The sequence below is a fragment of the Nocardioides sp. 616 genome (genome assembly GCF_002930065.1).
Taxonomy (GTDB): Bacteria; Actinomycetota; Actinomycetes; order Propionibacteriales; family Nocardioidaceae; genus Nocardioides; species Nocardioides houyundeii.
In genome coordinates this window covers 414,521-438,945 of record NZ_POAG01000017.1, presented here as the reverse complement: position 1 = coordinate 438,945, position 24,425 = coordinate 414,521, and the positions used below count along the sequence as shown (strand labels likewise).

The window sequence follows — 24,425 nt, the reverse complement described above, 5'->3', positions numbered from 1 at the left end:
GGGACGCGCCGACCGCGGTCGGCGCCCGAACGTAGGGTTGTGACATGGCTGCACCGGCGTCGTACCGTCCTGCGCCGGGGACGATCCCGACGCAGCCGGGGGTGTACCGGTTCCGCGACTCCCGGGGTCGGGTCATCTACGTCGGCAAGGCCAAGAACCTGCGCTCACGCCTGTCGTCGTACTTCGCCGACGTCCGCGGGCTGCACCCGCGGACCGCCTCGATGGTGACCACCGGGGCCAGCGTGGAGTGGACCGTGGTCCGCACGGAGGTCGAGGCGCTCCAGCTGGAGTACTCCTGGATCAAGGAGTTCGACCCACGCTTCAACGTCAAGTACCGCGACGACAAGTCCTACCCGTGGCTGGCGGTGACCACCGGCGAGGAGTTCCCGCGGGTGATGGTGGGCCGGGGAGCCAAGAAGAAGGGGGTCCGCTACTTCGGGCCCTACAGCCATGCCTGGGCGATCCGGGAGACGGTCGACCAGCTGCTCCGGGTGTTCCCGATGCGCTCGTGCAGCAACGGCGTCTTCAAGCGCGCGCAGCAGGTGGGCCGCCCCTGCCTGCTGGGCTACATCGACAAGTGCTCGGCCCCCTGCGTGGGTGCGGTGAGCGCCGAGGAGCACCGGCGCATCGTGGACGACTTCTGCGACTTCATGGCCGGCAACACCGCAGCTTTCCTCAAGCGCGTCGAGCGCGAGATGTACGCCGCCTCCGAGGCGATGGACTTCGAGAAGGCGGCCCGGCTGCGCGACGACCTCGGCGCCCTGAACCGGTCCCTGGAGAAGCAGGCCGTGGTCTTCAACGACGCCACCGACGCCGACGTCATCGCCCTGGCCGAGGACCCGCTGGAGGTGGCGGTCCAGATCTTCTACGTGCGCGGCGGCCGGATCCGGGGCCAGCGGGGATGGGTGGCCGACCGCACCGACGAGGGGGACACCTCCCAGCTGGTGGAGGACTTCCTGCTCCAGCTCTACGCCGGCGAGCCGGACTCGATCCCGCGCGAGGTGCTGGTGCCGGCCCTGCCGCCCGACCCCGGCACGATGGAGCAGCTGCTGTCGGGGATGCGGGGCGCGAAAGTCGCCATCCGGGTGCCCCAGCGGGGGGACAAGAAGTCCCTGCAGGAGACGGTGGCCAAGAACGCCGCCCAGGCCCTGATGCTGCACAAGACCAAGCGCGCCAGCGACCTCACCACCCGCAACAAGGCGCTGGAGGAGATCCAGCTGGCCCTCGGCCTCGACGAGGTCCCGCTGCGCATCGAGTGCTATGACGTCTCCAACCTCCAGGGCACCGAGGTGGTGGCCTCGATGGTCGTCTTCGAGGACGGCCTCCCGCGCAAGGGTGAGTACCGCCGCTTCGTGATCCGCGGGGTGGACGGGCAGAACGACGTCGCCTCCATGCACGAGGTCATCACCCGGCGCTTCCGCAGGCTGCTGGACGAGCAGGCCCGCTCCACCGAGGTGTCCACCGAGTCCGGCCCGATGCTCGTGGACCCCGACACCGGCCGTCCCCGCAAGTTCGCCTACGCCCCGGGCCTGGTCGTCGTCGACGGCGGCCCGCCGCAGGTCTCGGCGGCCAGGCAGGCGCTGGCCGAGCTCGGGATCGACGACATCCCGGTGTGCGGTCTCGCCAAGCGGCTCGAGGAGGTCTGGGTCCCCGACGACGAGGACCCGGTGATCCTGCCGCGGACCAGCGAGGGCCTCTACCTGCTGCAGCGGATCCGCGACGAGGCACACCGCTTCGCCATCACCCACCACCGCGGCCGGCGCTCCCGGACCATGGTGGAGAGCGTGCTGGACGACGTGCCAGGGCTGGGGGAGGTGCGGCGCAAGGCGCTGCTGCGGCACTTCGGCTCGCTGAAGAAGCTGCGGCTGGCCGAGGTCGACGAGATCGCTCTGGTCCCCGGGATCGGACCGGCCACGGCTGCCGCCATCAAGGGGGCGGTCGCGGTCCAGGAGGGCAGCGGGAAGACTGGGCCCCGGATCAACACCGCCACCGGCGAGATCGAGGAGGACTGATGGAGCAGCCAGCAGAGCTGGTGATCATCACCGGCATGACCGGCGCGGGTCGCAGCACGGCGGCCAAGGAGCTGGAGGACCTGGGCTACTTCGTCGTCGACAACCTCCCGCCCACCCTGGTGCGTGACGTCGTGCGCCTGGTCGACGACAGCCGGGGCGTGACCCAGCCGATCGCCGTCGTGGTCGACGTACGGTCGGGCTCGTTCTTCACCAGCCTGGCGGCCAACCGGCACCAGCAGGCGACCGGACGGCCCACCACGCTGCTCTACCTCGAGGCGGTCGACGACGTCCTGGTGCGGCGTCAGGAGGCGGTACGGAGGCCGCACCCGCTGCAGGGCAGCGGGCGCCTGATCGACGGGCTGCGACGCGAACGGGTGGCGCTGGAGGAGATCCGCGGCGGTGCCGACCTGGTGATCGACACCAGCGCGATGAACGTGCACCAGCTGACCGACCGCATCGCCGAGCACTTCGGGTCGCCGGAGGCGCGTCGGCTCAAGGTGACCGTGATCAGCTTCGGGTTCAAGTACGGCATCCCGGTCGACGCCGACTTCGTCGCGGACATGCGCTTCCTGCCGAACCCGCACTGGATCCCCGAACTGCGCCCGCGCAACGGCCGCGACCCCTCGGTCGCCGACTACGTCAAGAGCCAGGCCGGGGCCGAGGAGTTCCTCGACGGCTACCTGCCGCTGCTGGAGATCGCCGCGAAGGGCTACCTCAAGGAGGGCAAGCGGTTCATGACCGTCGCGGTCGGCTGCACCGGGGGCAAGCACCGCAGCGTCGCGATGACCGAGGAGATCACCGCCCGCCTGCTCACCCAGGGCTACGACGTGCGCGCCACCCACCGCGACCTCGGACGGGAGTGAGATGACGCCTCACCAGGCCTCGGTGGTGGCGCTCGGCGGCGGACACGGACTCCATGCGAGCCTCTCTGCCCTGCGGCGGGTGGTCACCGACATCACCGCGGTGGTGACGGTCGCCGACGACGGGGGGTCCTCGGGGCGGTTGCGCCGGGAGTTCGAGGTGCTGCCGCCGGGTGACCTGCGGATGGCGCTCTCGGCGCTCTGCGAGGACGAGGAGTGGGGCCAGACGTGGATGCGGGTGCTCCAGCACCGGTTCGACGGGGACGGCGAGCTGAAGGGGCATGCCCTGGGCAACCTGCTGATCGTCGGGCTGTGGGAGCTGCTCGACGACCCGGTGGCCGGGCTCGACATGGTCGGGAGGCTCCTCGGCGCCAGGGGGCGGGTGCTCCCGATGTCCACCGTCCCCCTCGACATCACCGCCGAGGTGGAGGGCTCCCAGGGGACCACGGTGCTGCGCGGCCAGGTCAGCGTGGCCACCGCCCAGGGGCGGATCCGCTCGGTCGCCCTCGACCCGGCCGACCCTCCGGCGTGCAAGGAGGCGGTGGTCGCGGTCCAGGAGGCCGACTGGGTGGTGCTGGGACCCGGCTCGTGGTTCACCTCCGTCATCCCGCACCTGCTGGTCCCCGAGCTTCGCGAGGCCCTGGTCTCCCGGGGCGGTCGCCTGGTCGTGGTGCTCAACCTCGAGGCTGCCGGCGAGACCGGGGGCTTCACCCCGTCGGACCACCTGTCGGCCCTGGCCGCGACGGCGCCCGGGCTGAAGGTGCACGCCGTCGTGGCCGACCCGACGTCGGTGAGCGACCGGCCCGCACTGGACCGGGCCGTGGCTGAGCTCGGCGGCAGCCTGGTGGTCGCCGACGTGGCCCGCGGGGACGGGAGCAGCGCCCATGATCCGGACAAGCTGGGTGAGGTACTGCACAGCGTGATGGGCAGTCAGTCGGGAGTGGTCACGGGTGATTGACGTCCGTGGCAGGATTCGCGCATGGCGATGACGGCTCAGGTGAAGGCGGAGCTTGCCAACACCCAGATCACCAAGACCTGCTGCCGCAAGGCGGAGGTGGCCTCGATGCTCCGGTTCGCCGGCGGCCTGCACATCGTCAGTGGGCGGATCGTGGTGGAGGCTGAGCTGGACACCGGCGCGGCTGCACGTCGGCTGCGCAAGGACGTCGCCGAGGTCTACGGCCACCAGTCGGACGTCGTCATGGTGCAGGGACACGGGATCCGCAAGGGCAGCCGCTACCTGGTGCGGGTGGTCAAGGACGGCGAGGCCTTGGCCCGCCAGACCGGGCTGCTGGACGCCCGCGGTCGTCCGGTGCGCGGTCTGCCCCCGGGCGTGGTCTCCGGCGGCGGCTGCGACGCCGTCGCCGCCTGGCGTGGCGCGTTCCTGGCGCACGGCTCGCTCACCGAGCCCGGTCGGTCCTCCTCCCTGGAGGTCACCTGTCCCGGACCGGAGGCGGCCCTGGCCCTGGTCGGCGTGGCCCGGCGCCTCGGCATCTCCGCCAAGGCGCGGGAGGTGCGCGGCGTGGACCGCGTCGTCATCCGCGACGGGGACGCCATCGGCGCCCTGCTCACCCGCCTGGGCGCTCACGAGACCCTGATGGCGTGGGAGGAGCGGCGGATGCGGCGGGAGGTCCGCGCGACTGCGAACCGACTGGCCAACTTCGACGACGCCAACCTGCGCCGCTCGGCGCGCGCCGCCGTGGCGGCGGGCGCCCGGGTGGAGCGCGCCCTGGAGATCCTCGGGGACGAGGTGCCCGACCACCTCAAGCTGGCCGGTCACCTGCGGCTGGAGCACAAGCAGGCATCGCTGGAGGAGCTGGGCCAGCTGCACGAGCCGGTCCTGACCAAGGACGCCATCGCCGGCCGGATCCGGCGGCTGCTGGCCATGGCCGACAAGATGGCCGAGGACCGCGGGATCCCGGACACCGAGTCCTCGCTCACCCCGGAGATGCTGGCCGACGAGGCCTGAGCGGGCAGTGTCGCCCGAATCACTACTGCGCCTGCGGGCACGGTGACGGGGCGCGGTAGGCTCGGCACCGCTGTCAGCCCACCGCTAGCCAGGAGTGATCGTGACTGTTCGTGTTGGAATCAATGGCTTCGGCCGCATCGGCCGCAACTTCTTCCGAGCCGTCCGTGCCTCGGGCGCTGACATCGAGATCGTCGGAGTCAACGACCTGACCGACAACGCCTCGTTGGCCCACCTGCTCAAGTTCGACTCGATCCTCGGCCGGCTGGACGCCGAGGTGTCCTCGACCGACAGCGCCATCCACGTCGGGGACCAGGAGATCGCCGCCTTCGCCGAGCGCAACCCGGCCGACCTGCGGTGGGGTGACCTGGGCGTCGACGTCGTCGTCGAGTCCACCGGCTTCTTCACCGACGCCACCCAGGCCCGCGCGCACCTCGACGGCGGTGCCCGCAAGGTCATCATCTCGGCGCCCGCCAAGAACGAGGACATCACCGTGGTGATGGGCGTCAACCACGAGCTGTACGACCCCGCCAAGCACAACGTGATCTCCAACGCCTCGTGCACCACGAACTGCCTGGCTCCCATGGCCAAGGCGCTGCACGACGAGTTCACCATCGTCAAGGGCCTGATGACCACGATCCACGCCTACACCGCGGACCAGAACCTGCAGGACAACATCCACAAGGACCTGCGTCGGGCCCGCGCCGCCGCGCTGAACATCGTCCCCACCTCCACCGGTGCTGCGAAGGCCATCGGCCTGGTGCTCCCCGAGCTCAAGGGCAAGCTCGACGGCTTCGCCCTGCGCGTGCCCGTGCCCACGGGCTCGGCCACCGACCTCACCTTCGAGGCCGGCCGCGAGACCAGCGTCGAAGAGGTCAACGCCGCCATCGAGAAGGCCGCCGACGGTCGCTACCTGCGCTACTCCACCGACCCGATCGTGTCCACCGACATCGTCACCGACCCCGCGTCGTGCATCTTCGACGCGCCGCTGACCAAGGTCAACGGCAACATGGTCAAGGTCATCGGCTGGTACGACAACGAGTGGGGCTACTCCAACCGTCTCGTCGACCTGATCAGCCACGTCGGCACCACGCTCTGACGTGTCGGGCATCGACTCACTGGGTGGCCTCCGCGGCAAGCGGGTCCTCGTCCGGTCGGACCTGAACGTCCCGCTGGACGGCGACCGCATCGCCGACGACGGCCGGATCCGGGCCAGCGTGCCCACGATCCGCCGCCTCTCGGAGGCAGGCGCGAAGGTCGTCGTGATGGCCCACCTGGGGCGCCCCAAGGGCACCCCGGACCCGGCGTACTCGCTGGCTCCGGTGGCGCACCGCCTCGGCGAGCTGCTGGGGCGCGAGGTCACCTTCGCCCACGACACCGTGGGCGAGAGCGCCTCGTCGGTGGTCTCTGCGCTGGCCGACGGCGACGTCGCGGTGCTGGAGAACGTCCGGTTCAACGAGGGCGAGACGAGCAAGGACGACGAGGTGCGGGCGTCCTTCGCCGGCCAGCTCGCCCAGCTCGGCGATGCCTTCGTCTCCGACGGCTTCGGCGTCGTGCACCGCAAGCAGGCCTCGGTCTACGACGTGGCGCTGCGCCTGCCGAGCGCGATGGGAGACCTGGTCGCCGCGGAGATCGACGTGCTGCGCCGGCTGACGGTCGAGCCGGATCGCCCCTACGTGGTGGTGCTCGGTGGGTCCAAGGTCTCGGACAAGCTGGGCGTGATCGCGAACCTGCTGGACAAGGCCGACAAGCTGCTCATCGGCGGGGGGATGGTCTTCACCTTCCTCGCCGCTCAGGGCCACGAGGTCGGCAAGAGCCTGCTCGAGGAGGACCAGCTCGACACGTGCCGCCGCTACCTCGACGAGGCCGCCCAACGCGGGGTGCAGATCGTGCTGCCGACCGACATCGTGGTGGACACCGCCTTCCCCTCCGGTGAGCGCGAGCCCGCCCCGAGGGTGGTGCCAGCCTCGGAGATCCCCGCGGACTGTCTCGGCCTCGACATCGGTCCCGACTCCGCGGCGGCCTTCGCCGCCGCCCTGGCCGGAGCCCGCACGGTCTTCTGGAACGGACCCATGGGCGTCTTCGAGGTCCCGGCCTTCGCGGCGGGCACCCGGGCGGTGGCCGAGGCCCTGACCGGGATCGACGGCCTCTCGGTGGTCGGCGGTGGCGACTCCGCCGCCGCGGTGCGCGCACTGGGCTTCGAGGAGGCGGCCTTCGGTCACATCTCCACCGGGGGCGGCGCCAGCCTGGAGTACCTCGAGGGCAAGGAACTGCCCGGCATCGCCGTTCTCGAACGCTGACCACTTCAGGAAGAGGAACCTCTGATGGGTGCCACCCGCACGCCGCTGATGGCGGGCAACTGGAAGATGAATCTGAACCACCAGGAGGCGGTGGTCCTGGTGCAGAAGCTCGCCTGGACGCTGGCCGACAAGCGCCACGACTTCAGCCGGGTCGAGGTCGTGGTGGTGCCGCCGTTCACCGACCTGCGCTCGGTGCAGACGCTGGTCGACGGCGACAGGCTCTCGGTGAGGTACGGCGCGCAGGACGTGTCGGTCCACGACAGCGGCGCCTACACCGGTGAGATCTCCGCTCAGATGCTCGCCAAGCTGGGCTGCTCCTACGTGGTGGTGGGGCACTCCGAGCGGCGGGAGTACCACGCGGAGACCGACGCCGTGGTCAACGCCAAGGCACACAAGGGCCTGGCCGCCGGCATGACGCCCATCGTGTGCGTGGGGGAGGGCCTCGAGGTGCGGCAGTCGGGCCAGCACGTGGCCCACACGCTGGCCCAGCTGGACGGCTCGTTGGCCGGGTTCACCGCCGAGCAGGTGGCCGGACTGGTCGTGGCCTACGAGCCGGTGTGGGCCATCGGCACGGGGGAGGTCGCCACCCCCGAGGACGCCCAGGAGGTCTGCGCCGCCATCCGCGAGCGGGTCCGCCAGATCCACGGCGACGCGGCCGCGGACGGCTGCCGGGTGCTGTACGGCGGATCGGTGAAGCCGTCCAACGTGGCCGGGATCATGGAGAAGGCGGACGTGGACGGCGCACTGGTGGGCGGGGCGAGCCTGAAGGCCGAGGAATTCGGCGGAATTTGCCGTTTCCACGACATGCCAGTGCTATGAGTCGGCAGAAGTGACGTAGGCTGCAGCCGTGATTCTGCTCTTTCAGACCCTGCTCATGATCTCCAGTCTGATCATGATCCTGCTCGTGCTGCTCCACAAGGGGCGCGGGGGCGGGCTCTCTGACATGTTCGGCGGAGGGGTGTCCAGCTCGCTGGGCGGCTCCTCGGTCGCCGAGCGCAACCTCGACCGCTTCACCGTGGGCGTCGGGGTCATCTGGTTCTCGTGCGTCGTGGCTCTGGGATTGCTGCTGGCCTACTAGGGCTCATTGTTTGCTGCATTTCTTTTCTGGGAGGGATAGAAGTGGCTGGTGGAGGGAATGCGATCCGAGGGAGTCGGGTCGGAGCTGGACCAATGGGAGAGGCCGAGCGGGGAGAGGCGGCGCCGCGTCAGGCGGTGACCTACTACTGCTCGCACGCACACCGGTCGGTGGTGACCTTCGCGATCGAGGCGGTGGTCCCCGAGACCTGGGACTGCCCCAAGTGCGGGCTGCCCGCCAACCTGGACTCGGAGAACCCGCCCCCGGCGCCGAAGATCGAGCCCTACAAGACCCATCTGGCCTACGTGAAGGAACGCCGTTCCGACGCGGAGGCCGCCAGCATCCTCGACGAGGCCATCCAGCTGCTGAGGAGCCGGCGCAAGGCCGGCGACATCGTCTTCTAGGCGCCGCTGCGTTGCGCGACTCGGCTAGGTTCGGGTGATGCGACACATACGTGACCAGTTCGGCGACTTCGTCTTCGCTCGTGTCGCCGGTCCAGATGGACCTTCGCAGCGCGAGCGTATCCATGGCACGCCCGGGCCCCGCTGGTTCCCTCCGGGGAGCCCCGTCGCCCGGGTGCACGGGGACGCCTCGATGTTCGTGGGCGGCATCCGCGCCGTCGTCCTGCAGACGATGCACCCGGTCGCGATGCAGGCTGTCTCGGAGCACTCCGGCTTCCGTGGTGACCTGTGGGGGCGGCTGGCCCGCACCTCGGAGTTCCTGGCGGTCACCACCTTCGGTCCGGTGGACCAGGCGGAGAGCGCGGTCGCCCTGGTGCGACGCATCCACGAGCACGTCCGCGGGACCACTCCGGACGGCACGCCGTACGTCGCGAGCGACCCGCACCTGCTCGCCTGGGTGCACGCCGCCGAGATCGACAGCTTCCTGGCAGCCCACCAGGCCTACGGCGACCGTCCGCTGGACCCGGACGAGCAGGACGAGTACGTCGCCCAGGCGGGGCTGGTGGCGGCCCGTCTGGGAGTGGTGGAGCCGCCGGGCGACGTCGCCTCCCTCAGGGGTGTGCTCGAGGCCTACCGCCCGGAGCTGCGCAGCACCCCCGCCGCGCGCGAGGCGGTACACGACGTGCTGTGGAACCCGGCTCTGCCCGCTGCCGCCCGCCCTGGCTACGCCATGCTGCGCACCGCGGCCGTGGGTCTGCTTCCCGAGTGGAGCCGCGAGCCCCTGGGCCTGGCGAACAGGCCCTGGCTCGACCGGACCGTGGCCCGAGGACTTGGGCACGCCTCGACGGGGGTTGTTCGCTGGGCGCTGACGTCGGGGCACGCCAAGGCCCGGGAGCTTACGCGCGACAGGGCAGCCGCCTAGTGAGCGGACCCGTCCTGGCTGGGTGACGCGACACCGGGGGTCTTGTCGACCTACCGCCTCTTGTGGAACCTCACGGACCCGTCGGGGTGGTGTTTGGTGAGGTAGGTGGTGTCGTGGGTGCGGTGGTGGTGCCAGGGGCAGAGGAGCTTGAGCTCGTCGGCGTTGGTGGTGCCGCCTTGGGACCAGGGGGTGCGCCAGTGGTGGGCTTCGCAGAAGGTGGCGGGGACGGAGCAGCCGTGGGCGCGGCAGGTGGGGTGGTTCAGGGCCTCTTTGAGGCGTTGGGCTCTGCTGAACAGCCGGCTGGACCGGCCTAGGTCCAGGATCTCGGACTTGGTGCCGAGGATCGCGGGGATCAGGTTGGCGGTGCACGCCAGTCGGCGGACGTTTTCGGCGGTGATCCGCGTGCCGTCGAGGGTGGTGCCTTCGCCGAGGCCGGCGCGAAGCTTGTCGAAGTCGATGGTGATGACCACCGACGTCGCGGATCCGCCGTGCAGGGGCATCAGGTCGGTGGGTAGGCATTCGATGAGGGCGCAAAACGCTTGGCCTTGGAGGCGGTCGAAGGGGGTCTTGGTGCCGGTCGCGGCGTCGATGATGCCGGCGCGGGGGCCTTGCCCGGTGCGGGGTGAGGTGAAGGCGTCGAGGTAGGTCTTGAGTCGGCCGGCGAGGGCGTCGGGGATTCGGGCGGAGAGGTCGGTGGACCCGTCGCCGCGGCGTCGCATGGTCAGCCGGGTCGCGGCCGAGGCGCGTCGTTCGGCGGCTTCGAGCTGGCGGCGTTCGGCTTCTTCGGCGAGGTCGGGGGCGATGACGGTAAGGATCTTCTCCCCGAGGCGGCGGAGCTCGCCCGGGGTGTGGTTGGCCGCTAGGTCGATCAGCCTGGTCTCGGCCTGGGCCAGGATCTCGGGGGTGACTGCGCAGTCGGGGTGGTCGCGGCCCACGGCGGTGAGGTCGTCCAGGCAGCGGGTGATCACTTCGGCTTGGGCGATCGTCACGGCGCCGGCGTGGACTGCGGTCCCGGTGCTCAACCAGTCCCGTTCCAGGGATCGGGCGAGGTGTTGCGCCCCGGCGGCGACACCGCGGTCGAGGTTGGTGTTGGCGGCCAGCCATGCGGCCACGTCCTTGGCGCCGGTGTCCTCGGCAACATCGGCGGCGGAGTCGATGACCCGGAGCCAGAGGACTTCGACGAGGTCCCGGGCGCGGGCGAGATCGAGCAGGGCTTGTTCCTTGTCCCCGGCGCTCATGTAACCCGGGTCCACCCCGCTGACGGAATGCACGGCGGTGATGATCGTGGCAGCGCAGCCCAGCACCGGGTGTGCGGTGGGGGTCGGGGACCAGGTCATACGGTAAATCTAGAGGCGACCCCCGACACTTCTGAGCTTCTATTCGAACACATGTCCTACATCGCCCAGCGTGGATACGTCACGCTCGACTTCGAGTCGAAGCGGGTCCCGATGGCCGGTCGGCGCAGCTTTCAAGTACCGGCCCAGCGCATGAGGGCCATTTCGTGGCACGCCGATGGGAGAATCCGTCGCGTGAGCCGCGACATCTTCGTTCAGGACATCCCCGAAGGCATCTCGCGCGTCGATGAAATCGCGGACGACTGGCGGGCCCAGCCGCTTCCGCTCGACCACGCGGAGGTGGTTGCTGCTGTGCGCGAGCTCGCCCCGGGGGCCGATACCACCGACCCCGAGTGGATGCTGGTGGCACTGCCGGGCGTCGATGTCGAAGTGAATGCGAAGGACGAGTCGCCGTTGATGTCGTTCGCCCTGCACGTGCGAGCGGCCGACAAGGGGGCCGCTGACGCATGGGTTCGTCGGCTGCTGGACAGGCTCGGAGTGCGTGCGTTCGATCCAGAGCACGAGACCGGCATCTTCCAGCCGTAGCCGACGACCCTCGTAGGCAGACTGTGTCGACGAGGCCAGCATCTCGTCCTAACTGCGATGGTGGGCACCTGTTCGAGTGCCTTGAGGATCTCCTCAAAGGTAGGGTGACGGGTCACCGGGCCTGCTCGGCGCCGGGGGCGGCTCGGAGCGCGGCGTCCTACCGCTGGAGGCGGGACAGGAGCGGGATGAGTGCGGCGTTCTCCCGGTCCAAGATGGTGACGGCGTCGCCGGCCATGTCCGCCGTCCAGGGGCCGTACTGATTGCTGCCGTAGAAGATGTCGTCGACGACCGCGAACTGGTACAGCACGCCGAACGGGTGGTCCACGTCCGACCCGCTCGCGGTGTAGGCGAAGGTGAACGTCCCGGTCCCGGCGCGGGCGTTCGACTCGTCGATCGACTCGAAGACCTCCGCGGTGTAGGTGAACTTGTCGGTGTACGCGTCGTGGAAGACGGCGCAGCTCGCGACCGCGTCACGCAGTGCCCGGATGGTCGCCCGCGCGGCATCGGCGCTCTCGAAGCCCAGGATCTGACGGGTGCGACTGACCTCGTCGGTGCCCCAGACGTGGGTGGCCAGCTGGTCCTGGAATCCGGACCGGTACAGCACCCCCTCACGGCAGTGGCCCTCCGGCATGAAGACGCGCGACCCGCCTTTCTCGAAAGAGGGGCCGTCGATGATGTCCTGGCCATGGATCTCCGCCCACCCCAGGTCGAGCGGGAACCGCCCGAACGGGATCGCGTCACCGGCCCCGGACGGCTCCGTCGAGGGCGGCTCCTCGACCGGCGTGGGCTCAGCGACGGGCGGCGTGGGCTCACTCACGGGCCGCGTGTCCCGCGTGCGACCGACCGAGGTGGGGTCGGCGTCCTCCTCGTCCCACGCCTGCACCGCCAGCGGGATCCCGATCGCGGCGATCACCCCCAGTGCGGCGAGGAGCAGGAGCAGCGTGCGAGTCATGGTGTTGCTCATTCCCTCGGTGGCACGGTCGTTGCGCGCCACCATAGTCATGCTCCGTCAGCTCAGCGCGTCCTTGAGCGGCCGTCCGACGTCCGCGGCCACGGCCAGGTCGACCGTCGTCCGGCCGTCTGTCAGCGCCCGGCGGACCGCCAGGAAGTCGGCGCCCCGGTTGACCGACTGCGCCGAGGTGAGCCGGCCGCCGGTGAGGTGCAGCAGGGCGTACTTCCACGCTGGGCGACCCCGACCGAGGTCCTACTCGAGTCGTGAGGCGGCAGAGCTGTCAAGGAACCAGATGGTCGCCTCGCGTCCGTGCACCCGCGCCGCGGGGCTCCCAGCCGAGCCGGGGGAGAGACCGGCGACCGCGCTGGCCACGGCGTCGGCCTTCTCGTGCCCGGAGACCAGGAACCACACCTCGCTGGTGCGGCACAGGGCTGGGAGCGTCAGGGAGACGCGATCCGGTGGTGGTTTGGGGGAGTCGTGCACGGCGACGGCGTGCCTGGTGTCGACCTCGACCTCGGGTCGCCCCGGGAAGAGCGAGGCCACGTGGCCGTCCGGCCCCAGTCCGAGCATGACGAGGTCGAACCCGGTCGAGCCGGGGCCGAGGACTGTGCGGGCCAACAGCGCGTCGTAGGCGTCCGCGGCCGCCTCCGCGCTCTCCGCCTCGCCCTGCGCCGGGACCTCGTGCACCAGCGCGGGATCGACCCCGACCTGGTCCAGCCAGGCCTCGGCCGCCTGGCGGCAGTTGCGGTCCCCGGAGCCGGCCTCGACGAAGCGCTCGTCCCCCCACCAGAGGGCGACCCGCGACCAGTCCACCGAGCAGTCCTGTGCGCGACGGGCCACCTCGCGGTGCACCACGTCCGCCACACTTCCGCCGGTGAGCACCACCTGGGGCACCCGCCCCTGCGCCTGCAGCTCCTCCAGCCGGGCTAGCAACCGGCTGGCCACCTCGCTGGCCAGCTCGGCGGCGTCCTCGTGGGTCTTCACCGAGGCGGTCATCGGGCCTTCGCGCCGCTCTTCGAGGGCTTCGCCTTGAGCAGGTGGGCGGCGGTCTCGGCGTAGATGTCGTCCTCGTCGAGACGTCGCAGCTCCTCGGCGAGCAGCACGGGCACCGCACGGCGGGCCAGGGCCATGGGCCGGTCGGGTGCGCCGGGGGAGGAGACCGTGGCCAGCTTGCCGTCGCCGCGCCGGATGCTGATCTCCCCGTCCTTGCCGGTGAGCACCACCTCGGTGATTCCCGGGCCGTCGGAGGTACGACGCTCTACGTCGGCGCGCAGCCGGTGACCCAGCCAGGCGGAGAGCAGATCGGCCGATGGACTAACCTTCTCGGCCTCCACCACGACCTGGCTCACCTTGGTGGGGTGCTGGTCCAGGGCCGCGGCCAGGAGCGCACGCCACAGCGTCGTGCGGGTCCAGGCGAGGTCGGTGTTGCCCTTGGTGTAGGCCGCACACTGACGCGTCAGCGCCGTGGTGTGTCCGTGGGTGACCAGGGCGCTGTCGGTGATCCGACGCTGGGCCAGGGACCCCAGCGGGTCGGCCGCCGGGTCCTCCGGGGGGTCGATGGGCCACCAGATCGCCACCGGCGAGTCCGGCAGCAGCAGGGGCAGGACCACCGACTCCGCGTGCTTGACCACTTCGCCCTTGAGCCTGATCAGCGCGGTCTCCCCGCTCCAGCCGGACCCGATCCCCACCTGGGCGTCCACCTGGGCGGCGCCACGGCCATCGCCCAGGATGACGCCGAGGACCCGCGCCGGGTGCTCGTGGGAGGCCTCCTGGGCCGCCTTCATCGCCCGAACGGCGTGCTCCTCGGGGACCACCACGATCATCGTCAGGACCATGCCCATCACGGGGCTGCCGGACTGGGTGCGGTTGCGGACGAACTCGGCCGCGATGGCCGAGGCGTTGGTGTCGACGAGCTCGATCATGGCCTTCTCCAGGTGCGCCCGTGGCGGGAGAGCATCGCGAACGATGACGAGGGACCCCAGGCGCCGGAGGCGTAGGGCTCGGGGCTGCCCGTCCTGGCCCAGTGCTCGAGCACCGGATCCAGGATCTTCCAGGACAGCTCGACCTCCTCGTGCCGCGGGAAGAGCGGCGGGTCGCCCAGCAGGACGTCGAGGATGAGCCGCTCGTAGGCCTCCGGGGAGCTCTCGGTGAACGAGCCGCCGTAGGCGAAGTCCATGGACACGTCCCGGATCTCCAGGGCGGTCCCAGGCACCTTCGAGCCGAAACGCAGGGTCATCCCCTCGTCCGGCTGCACGCGCACCACCAGCGCGTTCTGCGTCAGCTCCTCGGTGGAGTGCTCGCTGAACGGCAGGTGCGGCGCCCGCTTGAACACCACGGCGACCTCGGTGACGCGGCGCGCCAGTCGTTTGCCGGTGCGCAGGTAGAACGGGACCCCCGCCCAGCGCCGGTTCTCCACCTCCACGGTGATCGCGGCGAAGGTCTCGGTCCTGGAGTCCTTGGCGATCCCCTCCTCCTGGAGGAAGCCCGGCACCTTCTCGCCGCCGGCCCAGCCCTCGACGTACTGGCCGCGGGCGGTGCTCCGGTTCAGCGGCTTGGCCAGCACCACGGCGGCCAGCACCTTCTCCTTCTCCACCCTCAGCGAGTCGGCGTCGAAGGAGGTGGGCTCCTCCATGGCCACCAGGGCCAGCAGCTGGAGGAGGTGGTTCTGGATGACGTCCCGGGCCGCTCCGATGCCGTCGTAGTACCCCGCGCGGCCGCCGATCCCGACGTCCTCGGCCATGCTGATCTGGACGTGGTCGACGTAGTTGCTGTTCCACAGGGGCTCGAACATCTCGTTCGCGAAGCGCATCGCCAGGATGTTCTGGACCGTCTCCTTGCCCAGGTAGTGATCGATCCGGAAGATCGAGCCGGAGGGGAACACCTCCCCGAGCACCTCGTTGAGCTCGCGCGCGGAGGCCAGGTCGTGGCCGAAGGGCTTCTCCACCACCACACGCCGCCAGGCGTTCGGGTCCTCTGCCAGTCCGTGCTCCTGCAGCTGGCTCGCCACGGTGCCGAACAGCCCCGGGGGGATGGCGAGGTAGAAGGCGTGGTTGCCGCCGGTGCCGCGGGCCTCGTCCAGCTCGAGCAGGGTTCGCCGCAGCGTGTCGAAGGCCTCGTCGTCGTCGAAGGCGCCGGCCACGAACCGGAACCCTTCGGCGAGCTGGTCCCACACCTCCTGCCGGAACTCGGTACGGGCGTGCTGCTTCACCGCGTCGTGCACGATCTGGGCGAAGTCCTGGTCCTCCCAGTCCCGGCGCGCGAAGCCGACGAGGCTGAAGCCCGGAGGCAGCAGCCCGCGGTTGGCCAGGTCGTAGATCGCGGGCATGACCTTCTTGCGGGACAGGTCGCCGGTGACTCCGAAGATCACCATGCTGCACGGGCCGGCAATGCGTGGCAGCCGACGGTCCCGCGGGTCGCGCAGCGGATTGGGGCGCCCGGTGGGGCTCATGACAGGGCCTGGATCAGCGCTTGCAGGTCGGCAGGCGAGGACAGATGGACGCGGAGCACCGGCCGGCCCTTGTCCGCCAGCACCGCGGCGTCCCCGACAGCCTGGGCGGTGAGGAACTCGTGGAAGGTGAACGGCCGGTCCGGGACAGCCAGGTCCGCGGACGGCTGGCCGGTGAGCTGCAGGTAGACCCCGTTCGCCGGTCCTCCCTTGTGGTACTGCCCCGTGGAGTGCAGGAACCGGGGTCCCCAGCCGAAGGTCACCGGGCGGCCCGTCACCTCCGCCAGCCGAGAGCGGACGCCGGCGAGCTGTGCGTCACGGTGCCGGTCCAGGTAGGCCTGCACGGCGAGGTAGCCGTGGTCGTCGTCGAGCTGGTCCAGCAGGGCGGACACCGCCGCCTTGACGGTGCCGGTGCCCTCGGGCAGCCACCCGGGGGAGGCGAAGACGGTCAACGGTCCGTCGGCGAACAGCGGCGCGGGTGCGTCCCCGGAGCCGTCGAGCATCTCTCGGGCCGCCGCCTTGGCGCTCTCCACGTCCGGCTGGTCGAAGGGGTTGATCGCCAGCACCCCGCCGGCGACTGCGGTGGCGTGCTCCCAGAGCAGCATCATGGCCCCCAGGGGGGCGTCGACGGTCAGCGACCAGCCCGAGGGCGCCGAGACCGGCTCCTTGCCGGGGCCGTACGTGACGAGCACCGAGTCGGCGGTGGCGGGGTGGAAGTTCGGGGCCTGCGTGCCCTCGACGACGACGGGGAGGACGCCCTTGCCCTGCTTGCCCGTCGACTCCGCGACGAGCTGCTCGGCCCAGTCACCGAACCCCGGGAACGGTGACCCGGCGTCCGCGAGGACCAGCTTGTCGATCTTCCGGCTCGCGGCCAGCCCCAGCAGGGCACCGAGCCGGAGGCCGGGGTTGTCGGGGGAGTCGACGGTGAGGTCGGCCTGCGCCCGTTCGGCGTCGTCGAGCAGCCCGGAGATGTCGACGCCGGCCAGTCCCGAGGGGACCAGCCCGAAGGCGGTCAGGGCGGAGAACCTGCCACCGACCTCGGGGTCGGCACGAAAGACCCGGTAACCGGCCTCGGAGGCATGCTCGTCCAGCGGGGATCCCGGGTCGGTGACCACGACGATCCGCTCCGCAGGGTCGATCCCGGCGTCGTGGAACGCCTTCTCGAACGCCCGTCTCTGGCTGTCGGTCTCCACGGTGCCGCCGGACTTCGACGACACCACCACCACGGTGCGGGCGAGCTCGTCCTCGAGGGCGGCCCGTACGAAGTCGGGGTCGGTGGAGTCCAGGACCACCAGCGGCACGCCGGCGGCCTGGCAGATCACCTCCGGGGCCAGCGAGGAGCCGCCCATGCCGCACAGCACGACGCGGTCCAGGCCCCGGCCCTGCAGGTCCTGGCGCAGGGCGCGGACCTCGTCCACCAGCGGCCGGGAGGCCGTCGGCAGGTCCACCCAGGCCAGCCGCTTGGCGGCCTCCTGCTCGGCCTCGGGACCCCACAGGGTGGGGTCGCGGTCCGCCAGTCGCCCGGCGACCCCGCCGCGGACGAGATCACCCAGGACCGCGTCGTAGGAATCCCCGTCGGCCACGTCGAGCGCCAGGGACCACCCGGCGCCCCACGCCCCCTCCCACGTGGTCATGCCTGGCGGGCCTTGTCGAGCTGACCCCGCACCGTGTCCAGGAGCTCCTCCCAGGCGGTGACGAACTTCTCGACCCCCTCACGCTCGAGGACCTCGATGACGTCGTCGTAGTCGATGCCGGCGGCCGCGAGGGCGTCCATCGTCTCCCGCGCGTCGGCGTACTGCGTCGTGACCTGGTCACCGTTGACCTCGCCGTGGTCGGCGAAGGCCTGCAGGGTCTTCTCCGGCATGGTGTTGACCGAGCCCGGCACCACCAGGTCGGTGACGTACATCGTGTCGCGGTAGTCGGGGTTCTTCACCCCGGTGGAGGCCCACAGCGGTCGCTGGGGCCGCGCGCCCGCGGCGGCCAGCCTCTCCCACCGCTGGCCGGAGAAGACCTCCTCGAATGCCTGGTAGGCCAGGCGGGCGTTCGCCACGCCCGCGCGCCCGCGCAGGGACGCGTCCGCCCCGGAGGCCTCGAGCCGCTTGTCGATCTCGGTGTCGACCCGGGAGACGAAGAACGACGCCACGGAGTGGATCTTGCTGAGGTCGTGCCCGTTCTCCAGAGCCTGCTCCAGACCCGAGAGGTAGGCCTCCATGACTCCGCGGTAGCGCTCGAGACCGAAGATCAGCGTGACGTTGACGCTGATCCCCTCGGCCAGCACCGTGGTGATCGCGGGGGCTCCCTCGGTGGTCGCGGGGATCTTGATCAGCAGGTTCTCCCGGTCGATCTCGGTCCACAGCTCCCGCGCCGAGGTCGTGGTGGCCTCGGTGTCGGCCGCCAGGGCGGGGGAGACCTCGATCGAGACCCGCCCGTCCACGCCCTCGGTGGCCTCCCAGACCGGGCGCAGGATGTCGCAGGCGTCCCGTACGTCGGACGTGGTGAGCGCGAAGACCGTCGCGTCCACGTCGGCGCCCGAGGCCGCCAGCGAGCGCACCGCGGCGTCGTACCGCTCCCCGTCGGCCAGGGCGGCGGCGAAGATGGAGGGGTTGGTCGTGACCCCGACCACCGAGTCGTTCTTGACCAGGTCGGCGAGGTTCCCGGTCTCGATGCGCTCGCGGGAGAGGTCGTCGAGCCAGATGGACACCCCCGCTGCGGACAGTGACTTCAGACGATCGGACATGGTGTGTGCCTCCAGTGGTGCTGGTCGGTGGTGCTGGTCCGTGCCGTGGTCCGCAGCGGGGCTTCGTCTCAGGCGGTGGCCGTCGCGATGCTGTCCAGTGCCGCGGTGACGACCGCGTCGGCGGTCATGCCGTACTCGGTGTAGATACGGGTGAAGTCGGCGCTGGCGCCGTACTGCTCGATGGAGACGATCCGTCCCGCGTCCCCGACCAGCTCGCGCCACCCCAGGGCGATGCCTGCCTCGACGCTGACCCGCGCCTTGACGATCGGCGGGATGATCTGGTCGCGGTAGGCCTGGGTCTGGGCGTTGAACCACTCCACGCAGGGCATCGACACGACGCGGGCACGCACCCCCTGCTCGGCCAGCAGCTCGCGCGCCCGGACCGCGAGCTGCACCTCCGAGCCGGTGCCGATGAGCACCACGTCCGGCTGACCGCCCTCGGCCTCGAGCAGGACGTACCCGCCCTTCTCCACGTCGGTGGTGTCCGCCCAGCGCTGACCCGTCTCGGGGTCCTCGCCGCGGGGGAAGACCGGGACGTTCTGCCGGGTCAGGCACAGGCCGGCCGGCCGGTCGGTGTGCTGCAGGACCGCCTTCCAGGCCGCCGCGGTCTCGTTGGCGTCCGCGGGGCGTACGACGTCGAGCCCGGGGATCGCCCGCAGCGCCGCGACGTGCTCGATGGGCTGGTGGGTCGGGCCGTCCTCGCCGAGACCGATCGAGTCGTGGGTCCAGACGTAGATGGTGGGGGCCTGCATCAGCGCCGCGAGCCGCACCGCGGGACGCATGTAGTCGGAGAACTGGAGGAAGGTGCCGCCGAAGACGCGGGTCCCCCCGTGCAGGGTGATCCCGTTCATGATCGCGCCCATGGCGTGCTCGCGGATGCCGAAGTGCAGCACGCGGCCGTAGGGGTTGCCCTTCCACTGCCGCGTCGAGTGCTCGGTCGGGATGAAGGACTCGGCGCCCTTGATCGTGGTGTTGTTGGACTCGGCCAGGTCCGCGGAGCCGCCCCACAGCTCGGGCAGCACGCCGGCGACGGCGTTGATCACCTCGCCGGACGCCTTGCGGGTGGCGACTCCCTTGGGGTCGGCCTCCCAGGAGGGCAGGCTGGAGTCCCAGCCGTCGGGCAGGTTCCGGCCCTTGACCCGGTGCAGCAGTGCCGCCGCCTCGGGGTTGCGCTCGGCCCACTCCGCGTACTGAGCGTCCCACTGCTTGCCGGCGGCCTTGCCACGCTCCAGGGCGAGTCGGGTGTGGGCGATGACGTCGTCGGGCACCTCGAAGGTCTTCTCCGGGTCGAAGCCCATGAGCTCCTTGGCGGCAGCGACCTCCTCGGCCCCCAGGGCGGAGCCGTGCGAGGCGCCGGTGCCCCGAGCGTTGGGGGCAGGCCAGGCGATGATCGTGCGCAGCTTGATGAACGACGGCCGGTCGGTCACGGCGCGGGCCGCGGCCAGGGCGTCGTACAGGGCGGGCACGTTCTCGTCGTAGGCGTCCGGGTTGCTGCGGTCGCCCGCCCAGTCCACGACCTGCACGTGCCAGCCGTAGGCCTCGTAGCGAGCGGCCACGTCCTCGGTGAAGGCGACGTCGGTGTCGTCCTCGATGGAGACCTGGTTGTCGTCCCAGATCAGGGTCAGGTTGCCCAGCTGCTGGTGGCCCGCGATGGAGGAGGCCTCGGCGGAGACGCCCTCCTGGAGGTCGCCGTCGGAGGCCAGGCAGTAGACGTGGTGGTCGAAGAGCGACTCCCCGGACGGCGCGTCGGGGTCCAGGAGGCCGCGCTGGCGACGAGCCGCCATGGCCATGCCGACGGCGTTCGCCACGCCCTGGCCCAGCGGGCCCGTGGTGGTCTCCACGCCCGCGGTGTGACCGAACTCCGGGTGGCCCGGGGTCTTGGAGCCCCAGGTGCGCAGCGCCTTGATGTCCTCGAGCTCGAGACCGAAGCCGGCGAGGTAGAGCTGGATGTAGAGGGTGAGGCTGGTGTGGCCGCAGGAGAGGATGAACCGGTCGCGAGCGATCCAGTCCGGATCGGCGGGGTCGTGCCGCATGACCTTCTGGAAGAGCAGGTAGGCCACGGGAGCCAGGCTCATGGCGGTACCGGGGTGACCGTTGCCGACCTTCTGCACGGCGTCCATCGCCAGCACTCGGACGGTGTCCACGGCCTTCTGGTCGAGCTCCGTCCAGTCAAGCGTGGATGAACCTTTGGTCGGCTTGGTCACAGGTTTCCCTTCGATTCGAGCGGCAGCAGGAGGCAGGGACGAGCCTACCCACGGTGCGGGCTAGACTCGACCTCGCCTGTACCCCACTTCTTCGAGGTTCATCTCCGTGACGCACGTCGGCCCCTCGGCCTCGGCTGCTGAGCAGTCCCGCTCCTCCAGCGACGGCACCGGCTCCCCCGGTGGAGGGCGTGCCACGGTCCGGGACGTGGTGGGGGCGTACGTCGGTCTCACCAAGCCGCGAGTGATCGAGCTGCTGCTGCTGACCACGGTGCCGGTGATGTTCTACGCCGCCCGCGGCGTCCCCGCTCTCGGGCTGGTGGTCGCCACCGTGATCGGAGGAGCGTTGAGCGCGGGCTCGGCCAGCGCCTTCAACTGCGTCTACGACCGGGACATCGACGAGCAGATGCGGCGCACCCGGCGACGGGCCCTGCCCCGGCACATCGTCACGGCCCGGTCCGCCCTGGTGTTCGCCACGGTGCTGGCGCTGCTGTCGACGGTGGTGCTCGCGCTGTGGGTCAACTGGCTCTCCGCGGGGCTGTCCCTGCTGGCCAACGCGTTCTACGTGCTGGTCTACACGATGCTGCTCAAGCGGCGTACCACCCAGAACATCGTCTGGGGCGGGCTCGCGGGCTGCTTCCCGACCCTGATCGGCTGGACGGCGGTCACCGGCGAGCTGGCCTGGACGCCGATCGTGCTGTTCATGGTCGTCTTCTTCTGGACGCCGCCGCACACCTGGGCCCTGGCCCTGCGCTACCGCGAGGACTACGCGAACGTCGACGTCCCGATGCTGCCGGTGGTCAAGCCGGCCGCCGAGGTCGGACGCCAGATCGTCATCTACAGCTGGGTGATGGTGGCGACCTCGCTGCTGCTGTGGCCGGTGGCCGACACTGGGATCGTCTACCCGCTGGTCGCCGCCGTGCTCGGAGGAGTGTTCCTGCTCGAGGCGCACCGGATGTGGGGGCGGGCCAAGCGCTCGGACAGCCTCACCGAGATCTCACCGATGAGGTTGTTCCACAGCTCGAACCTCTACCTCTCGCTGCTCTTCGTCGCCGTCGCCCTGGACCCGCTGCTCTCCTGAGCCAGGTCCGCCGGCGTCAGGTCCCGGTGCGGCAGCACCGCCAGTGCCAGTCGCGCCAGTCCGGCGGCGAGCAGGCCGGCGCCGAGCATGTGCAGCGCGACCAGGACGATCGGCAGGTCGAGCCAGTACTGGGTCCAGCCCAGCACTCCTTGGGCGACCTCGATGGCAAGCACGAGGCCGGTCACCATGGACAGCCAGCGGAGCCCGCTGCGCAGCGAGACGGCCAGCAGCGCGACGGTCAGCACCACCAGGACGTAGACCGAGACGGCGTGCACCTGGGAGATCGCGGCGGGGTCCAGGCCGTTGCGGGCCGCGCCCTCGTCACCGGCGTGCGGTCCCGCCCCGGTCACCACGGTGCCGAGGTAGAGCACGATCCAGCCCACGCCCAGGTTGGCCCATGCCAGGGCGCGCACGGGGGCCGGTGCCAGGCCCCGAGCAGGGCTGCGCAGTTCGTCGAGCAGCGCCACGCAGAACATGATGATCAACATCGAGACCAGGAAGTGCCCCGAGACGATCCACGGGTTCAGGTCGGTCAGCACCGTGATGCCGCCCACCACCGCCTGGAGCGGGATGGAGAGGCCTACGACGAAGGCGAGCCAGATGGCGCGGCGGCGACCGGAGCCCAGGGCGGCCAGGAAGGTGAGGATGGCCACCGCTGCCAGCACGAAGGTGAGCAGCCGGTTGCCGAACTCGATGGCGCCGTGCAGGCCGAGCTCGCCGTGCGCGGCGTACGAGTCCTCGGTGCACCGGGGCCAGGTGGGGCAGCCGAGGCCGGATCCGGTCAGCCGGACGGCTGCTCCGGTCACCACGATGCCGATGTTGGCCAGCAGGTTCGCGATCGCCAGGGGCCAGAGCCACGGCGCGAGACGGCTCAGGTTCATCGAAGTCACTCCCACTTGAAGGTACGGGCGGTCGCGGCAGCGGCTGTCGCCGCCCACACGACCAGGACGAGCACGGCCGACAGGTCCAGTCGGCCGTCGAGCAGTGCGGCGCGCATCCCCTCGCCCAGCGCCCCCGAGGGCAGCCAGGTGGCGAGCGTGCCGAGGGCGCCGTAGGAGTCGGCCGGGATGACCACGGCTCCGCCGGCCATCAGCAGCAGGTAGACCAGGTTGGCCGCGGCCAGGGTGGCCTCGGCGCGCAAGGTGCCCGCGATGAGCAGGCCCAGGGAGGTGAAGGCCGCGGTCCCCAGGAGCAGGATCAGCACCGCGGCCGGCCACCCGGTGGCCTCAGGTCGCCATCCGATGCCGAGCGCCACGCACGCGAGCACCGCGACCTGGAGGACCTGGACGGCCACGACGGCCCCGACCTTGCCCAGCAGCAGGCCGTAGCGCGGCAGGGGGGAGGTGCCGAGCCTCTTGATGAGTCCGTAGCGGCGCTCGAAGCCGGTGGCGATCGCGACGGAGGTGAAGGAGGTGGACATCACCGCCAGAGCCAGGATTCCCGGCGCCAGCACGTCGACCACCGGGTGGTCGAACTTCAGGCCCACCCGATCCGCGGCTGCCACCCCGCCGAGCAGCACGATCACCGGGATCACCAGGGCGAGCAGGATCTGCTCGCCGTTGCGCAGGATGAGCCTGGTCTCCATGCTCGCCTGCGCCAGGACCTGTCGGTGCAGCGGGGCCGCCCCGGGGGCCGGAGCCAGGTCGAGGGTGTCGGTCATTCGGCGAGTCCTCGTCCGGTGAGGTCGAGGAAGACGTCCTCGAGAGTGCGCTGGCCCAGGCTCAGCGACTCCGGCAGCACGCCGTTGGTCTCGCACCAGTGCGAGACCACCGCCAGCGTGGAGGAGTCGGCCTGCCCGGAGATGACCATGCTGAGCGCGTCGAGCTGGCGCACCTCGGTGCCGGAGCCCAGGCCGGCCTGGAGAGACTCCGGAGCACCGTCGGGGAACGGACGGGTGACCACGAGCCGGATGGTGGTGTGCCCGCCGCCGCGGGTCAGCTCCAGCGGTGTGCCGGAGGTGACCAGTCGGCCGTGGTCGACGATGTGGATCACGTCGGAGAGGCGCTCGGCCTCCTCCATGTAGTGGGTGGTCAGCACCACGGTCACGCCACTCGTCCTCAGCTCCTGCAGCAGCTCCCAGGTGCTCCGGCGCGCGGCCGGGTCCATCCCGGCTGTGGGCTCGTCGACGAACACCAGCTCGGGCCGCCCCACCAGGGCCATCGCGAGTCCGAGACGTTGCTGCTGCCCTCCGGAGAGCCTCCGGTACGGCGTCCGCCCGCAGTCGGAGAGTCCGACCCGCTCGGCGAGCAGATCGGGGTCAATCGGGTGGGCGTGCAGAGCGGCGACGTGTCGCAGCATCTCCATCGCCCGGACCCCGGACCACGCACCTCCGGACTGGAGCATGACGCCGATCCGGGGGAGCAGCGCCCGGCGGTCCGTGTGCGGGTCGAGGCCCAGCACCCGCACCCTGCCCTGCTGAGGGCGTCGGTAGCCCTCGCAGGTCTCCAGGGTCGTGGTCTTCCCGGCGCCGTTGGGGCCGAGCACCGCGGTGATGGTGCCGCGCTCGACCGTGAGCGAGAGACCGTCGACCGCCACCTTGTCGCCGTACCGCATCACCAGTCCCTCGATCTCGACGGCAGGGGAGGAGGGGGGCACG

23 protein-coding genes are annotated in these 24,425 nt (G+C 70.9%); 12 read left to right on the top strand and 11 right to left on the bottom strand.

Annotation, left to right across the window (positions count from 1 at the left end):
* Positions 1–44 precede the first annotated feature (44 nt).
* The 10 genes from uvrC (at position 45) to C5H89_RS08480 (ending at position 9,533) form a co-directional block, all read left to right on the top strand.
* Entirely contained in the window at positions 45–2,012 is a 1,968-nt protein-coding gene (gene uvrC, locus C5H89_RS08525) for an excinuclease ABC subunit UvrC (protein ID WP_104106572.1), read from the top strand.
* Positions 2,012–2,875 (top strand): RNase adapter RapZ, encoded by an 864-nt coding sequence (gene rapZ, locus C5H89_RS08520; RefSeq protein WP_104106571.1) that lies wholly within the window; start codon positions 2,012–2,014, stop codon positions 2,873–2,875. The genes uvrC and rapZ overlap by 1 nt, the downstream gene beginning before the upstream one ends.
* Position 2,876: 1 nt before the next feature.
* Complete coding sequence (yvcK, locus tag C5H89_RS08515; RefSeq protein WP_205304929.1) at positions 2,877–3,830, top strand: uridine diphosphate-N-acetylglucosamine-binding protein YvcK; 954 nt, start codon at positions 2,877–2,879, stop codon at positions 3,828–3,830.
* A 21-nt stretch (positions 3,831–3,851) separates the two neighbouring features.
* On the top strand, positions 3,852–4,838 hold the full coding sequence (whiA, locus tag C5H89_RS08510) for a DNA-binding protein WhiA (protein WP_101524566.1): 987 nt from the start codon (positions 3,852–3,854) through the stop codon (positions 4,836–4,838).
* A 100-nt stretch (positions 4,839–4,938) separates the two neighbouring features.
* Positions 4,939–5,934 (top strand): type I glyceraldehyde-3-phosphate dehydrogenase, encoded by a 996-nt coding sequence (gene gap / locus C5H89_RS08505; protein WP_104106570.1) that lies wholly within the window; start codon positions 4,939–4,941, stop codon positions 5,932–5,934.
* Position 5,935: 1 nt separating this feature from the next.
* Entirely contained in the window at positions 5,936–7,135 is a 1,200-nt protein-coding gene (locus C5H89_RS08500; protein WP_104106569.1) for a phosphoglycerate kinase, read from the top strand.
* Between the two features lie 24 nt (positions 7,136–7,159).
* Positions 7,160–7,954 carry a triose-phosphate isomerase gene (gene tpiA, locus C5H89_RS08495; protein ID WP_104106568.1) on the top strand — a complete coding sequence of 265 codons (795 nt, stop codon included), beginning with the start codon at positions 7,160–7,162 and terminating at the stop codon, positions 7,952–7,954.
* Positions 7,955–7,982: 28 nt separating this feature from the next.
* Positions 7,983–8,213, top strand: coding sequence for a preprotein translocase subunit SecG (gene secG / locus C5H89_RS08490; protein ID WP_104106567.1), 231 nt, complete (start codon positions 7,983–7,985; stop codon positions 8,211–8,213).
* 41 nt (positions 8,214–8,254) lie between these two features.
* On the top strand, positions 8,255–8,614 hold the full coding sequence (locus C5H89_RS08485) for an RNA polymerase-binding protein RbpA (protein WP_104106566.1): 360 nt from the start codon (positions 8,255–8,257) through the stop codon (positions 8,612–8,614).
* 172 nt (positions 8,615–8,786) lie between these two features.
* Positions 8,787–9,533 (top strand): oxygenase MpaB family protein, encoded by a 747-nt coding sequence (locus C5H89_RS08480; protein ID WP_240181773.1) that lies wholly within the window; start codon positions 8,787–8,789, stop codon positions 9,531–9,533.
* Positions 9,534–9,583: 50 nt separating this feature from the next.
* On the opposite strand, the gene C5H89_RS08475 is transcribed toward C5H89_RS08480, so the two are convergent.
* Complete coding sequence (locus tag C5H89_RS08475) at positions 9,584–10,870, bottom strand: HNH endonuclease signature motif containing protein (RefSeq protein ID WP_104106564.1); 1,287 nt, start codon at positions 10,868–10,870, stop codon at positions 9,584–9,586.
* Positions 10,871–11,062: 192 nt separating this feature from the next.
* Between C5H89_RS08475 and C5H89_RS08470 the strand changes: the two genes are divergently transcribed.
* A complete protein-coding gene (locus tag C5H89_RS08470) occupies positions 11,063–11,413 on the top strand; it encodes a hypothetical protein (RefSeq protein ID WP_162799287.1) in 351 nt (116 codons plus the stop codon).
* Between the two features lie 157 nt (positions 11,414–11,570).
* Here C5H89_RS08470 and C5H89_RS08465 read toward each other — a convergent pair whose 3' ends face one another.
* From C5H89_RS08465 to tkt, 7 genes are all read right to left on the bottom strand, one after another.
* Positions 11,571–12,365 (bottom strand): hypothetical protein, encoded by a 795-nt coding sequence (locus C5H89_RS08465; protein WP_162799286.1) that lies wholly within the window; start codon positions 12,363–12,365, stop codon positions 11,571–11,573.
* Between the two features lie 252 nt (positions 12,366–12,617).
* Positions 12,618–13,361, bottom strand: coding sequence for a 6-phosphogluconolactonase (pgl, locus tag C5H89_RS08455; RefSeq protein ID WP_104106561.1), 744 nt, complete (start codon positions 13,359–13,361; stop codon positions 12,618–12,620).
* On the bottom strand, positions 13,358–14,287 hold the full coding sequence (locus C5H89_RS08450) for a glucose-6-phosphate dehydrogenase assembly protein OpcA (protein WP_104106560.1): 930 nt from the start codon (positions 14,285–14,287) through the stop codon (positions 13,358–13,360). The genes pgl and C5H89_RS08450 overlap by 4 nt, the downstream gene beginning before the upstream one ends.
* The gene (zwf, locus tag C5H89_RS08445) at positions 14,284–15,813 is read right to left on the bottom strand and encodes a glucose-6-phosphate dehydrogenase (RefSeq protein ID WP_104106559.1); all 1,530 of its coding nucleotides are present in this window, start codon (positions 15,811–15,813) and stop codon (positions 14,284–14,286) included. The genes C5H89_RS08450 and zwf overlap by 4 nt, the downstream gene beginning before the upstream one ends.
* Positions 15,810–17,444: a glucose-6-phosphate isomerase gene (locus tag C5H89_RS08440; protein ID WP_104106558.1), complete on the bottom strand. Its 1,635-nt coding sequence runs from the start codon at positions 17,442–17,444 to the stop codon at positions 15,810–15,812. The genes zwf and C5H89_RS08440 overlap by 4 nt, the downstream gene beginning before the upstream one ends.
* Entirely contained in the window at positions 17,441–18,547 is a 1,107-nt protein-coding gene (gene tal, locus C5H89_RS08435; protein ID WP_104106557.1) for a transaldolase, read from the bottom strand. Before tal ends, C5H89_RS08440 begins: the two co-directional genes overlap by 4 nt.
* A 68-nt stretch (positions 18,548–18,615) precedes the next feature.
* Positions 18,616–20,691, bottom strand: a complete 2,076-nt coding sequence (gene tkt / locus C5H89_RS08430; protein ID WP_275887111.1) for a transketolase — start codon at positions 20,689–20,691, stop codon at positions 18,616–18,618.
* A 166-nt stretch (positions 20,692–20,857) separates the two neighbouring features.
* Between tkt and C5H89_RS08425 the strand changes: the two genes are divergently transcribed.
* Positions 20,858–21,829 carry a heme o synthase gene (locus tag C5H89_RS08425; protein ID WP_104106555.1) on the top strand — a complete coding sequence of 324 codons (972 nt, stop codon included), beginning with the start codon at positions 20,858–20,860 and terminating at the stop codon, positions 21,827–21,829.
* Here the strand turns inward: C5H89_RS08425 and C5H89_RS08420 are convergent.
* From C5H89_RS08420 to C5H89_RS08410, 3 genes are read right to left on the bottom strand one after another with little or no spacing between them, the layout of a single operon-like run.
* Positions 21,778–22,710: a COX15/CtaA family protein gene (locus C5H89_RS08420; protein WP_104106554.1), complete on the bottom strand. Its 933-nt coding sequence runs from the start codon at positions 22,708–22,710 to the stop codon at positions 21,778–21,780. The two genes, C5H89_RS08425 and C5H89_RS08420, sit on opposite strands and share 52 nt — an antisense overlap.
* Before the next feature lie 5 nt (positions 22,711–22,715).
* Positions 22,716–23,489 carry an ABC transporter permease gene (locus tag C5H89_RS08415; RefSeq protein WP_104106553.1) on the bottom strand — a complete coding sequence of 258 codons (774 nt, stop codon included), beginning with the start codon at positions 23,487–23,489 and terminating at the stop codon, positions 22,716–22,718.
* Complete coding sequence (locus C5H89_RS08410; protein WP_240181772.1) at positions 23,486–24,424, bottom strand: ABC transporter ATP-binding protein; 939 nt, start codon at positions 24,422–24,424, stop codon at positions 23,486–23,488. The genes C5H89_RS08415 and C5H89_RS08410 overlap by 4 nt, the downstream gene beginning before the upstream one ends.
* Between the last annotated feature and the right edge of the window lies 1 nt (position 24,425).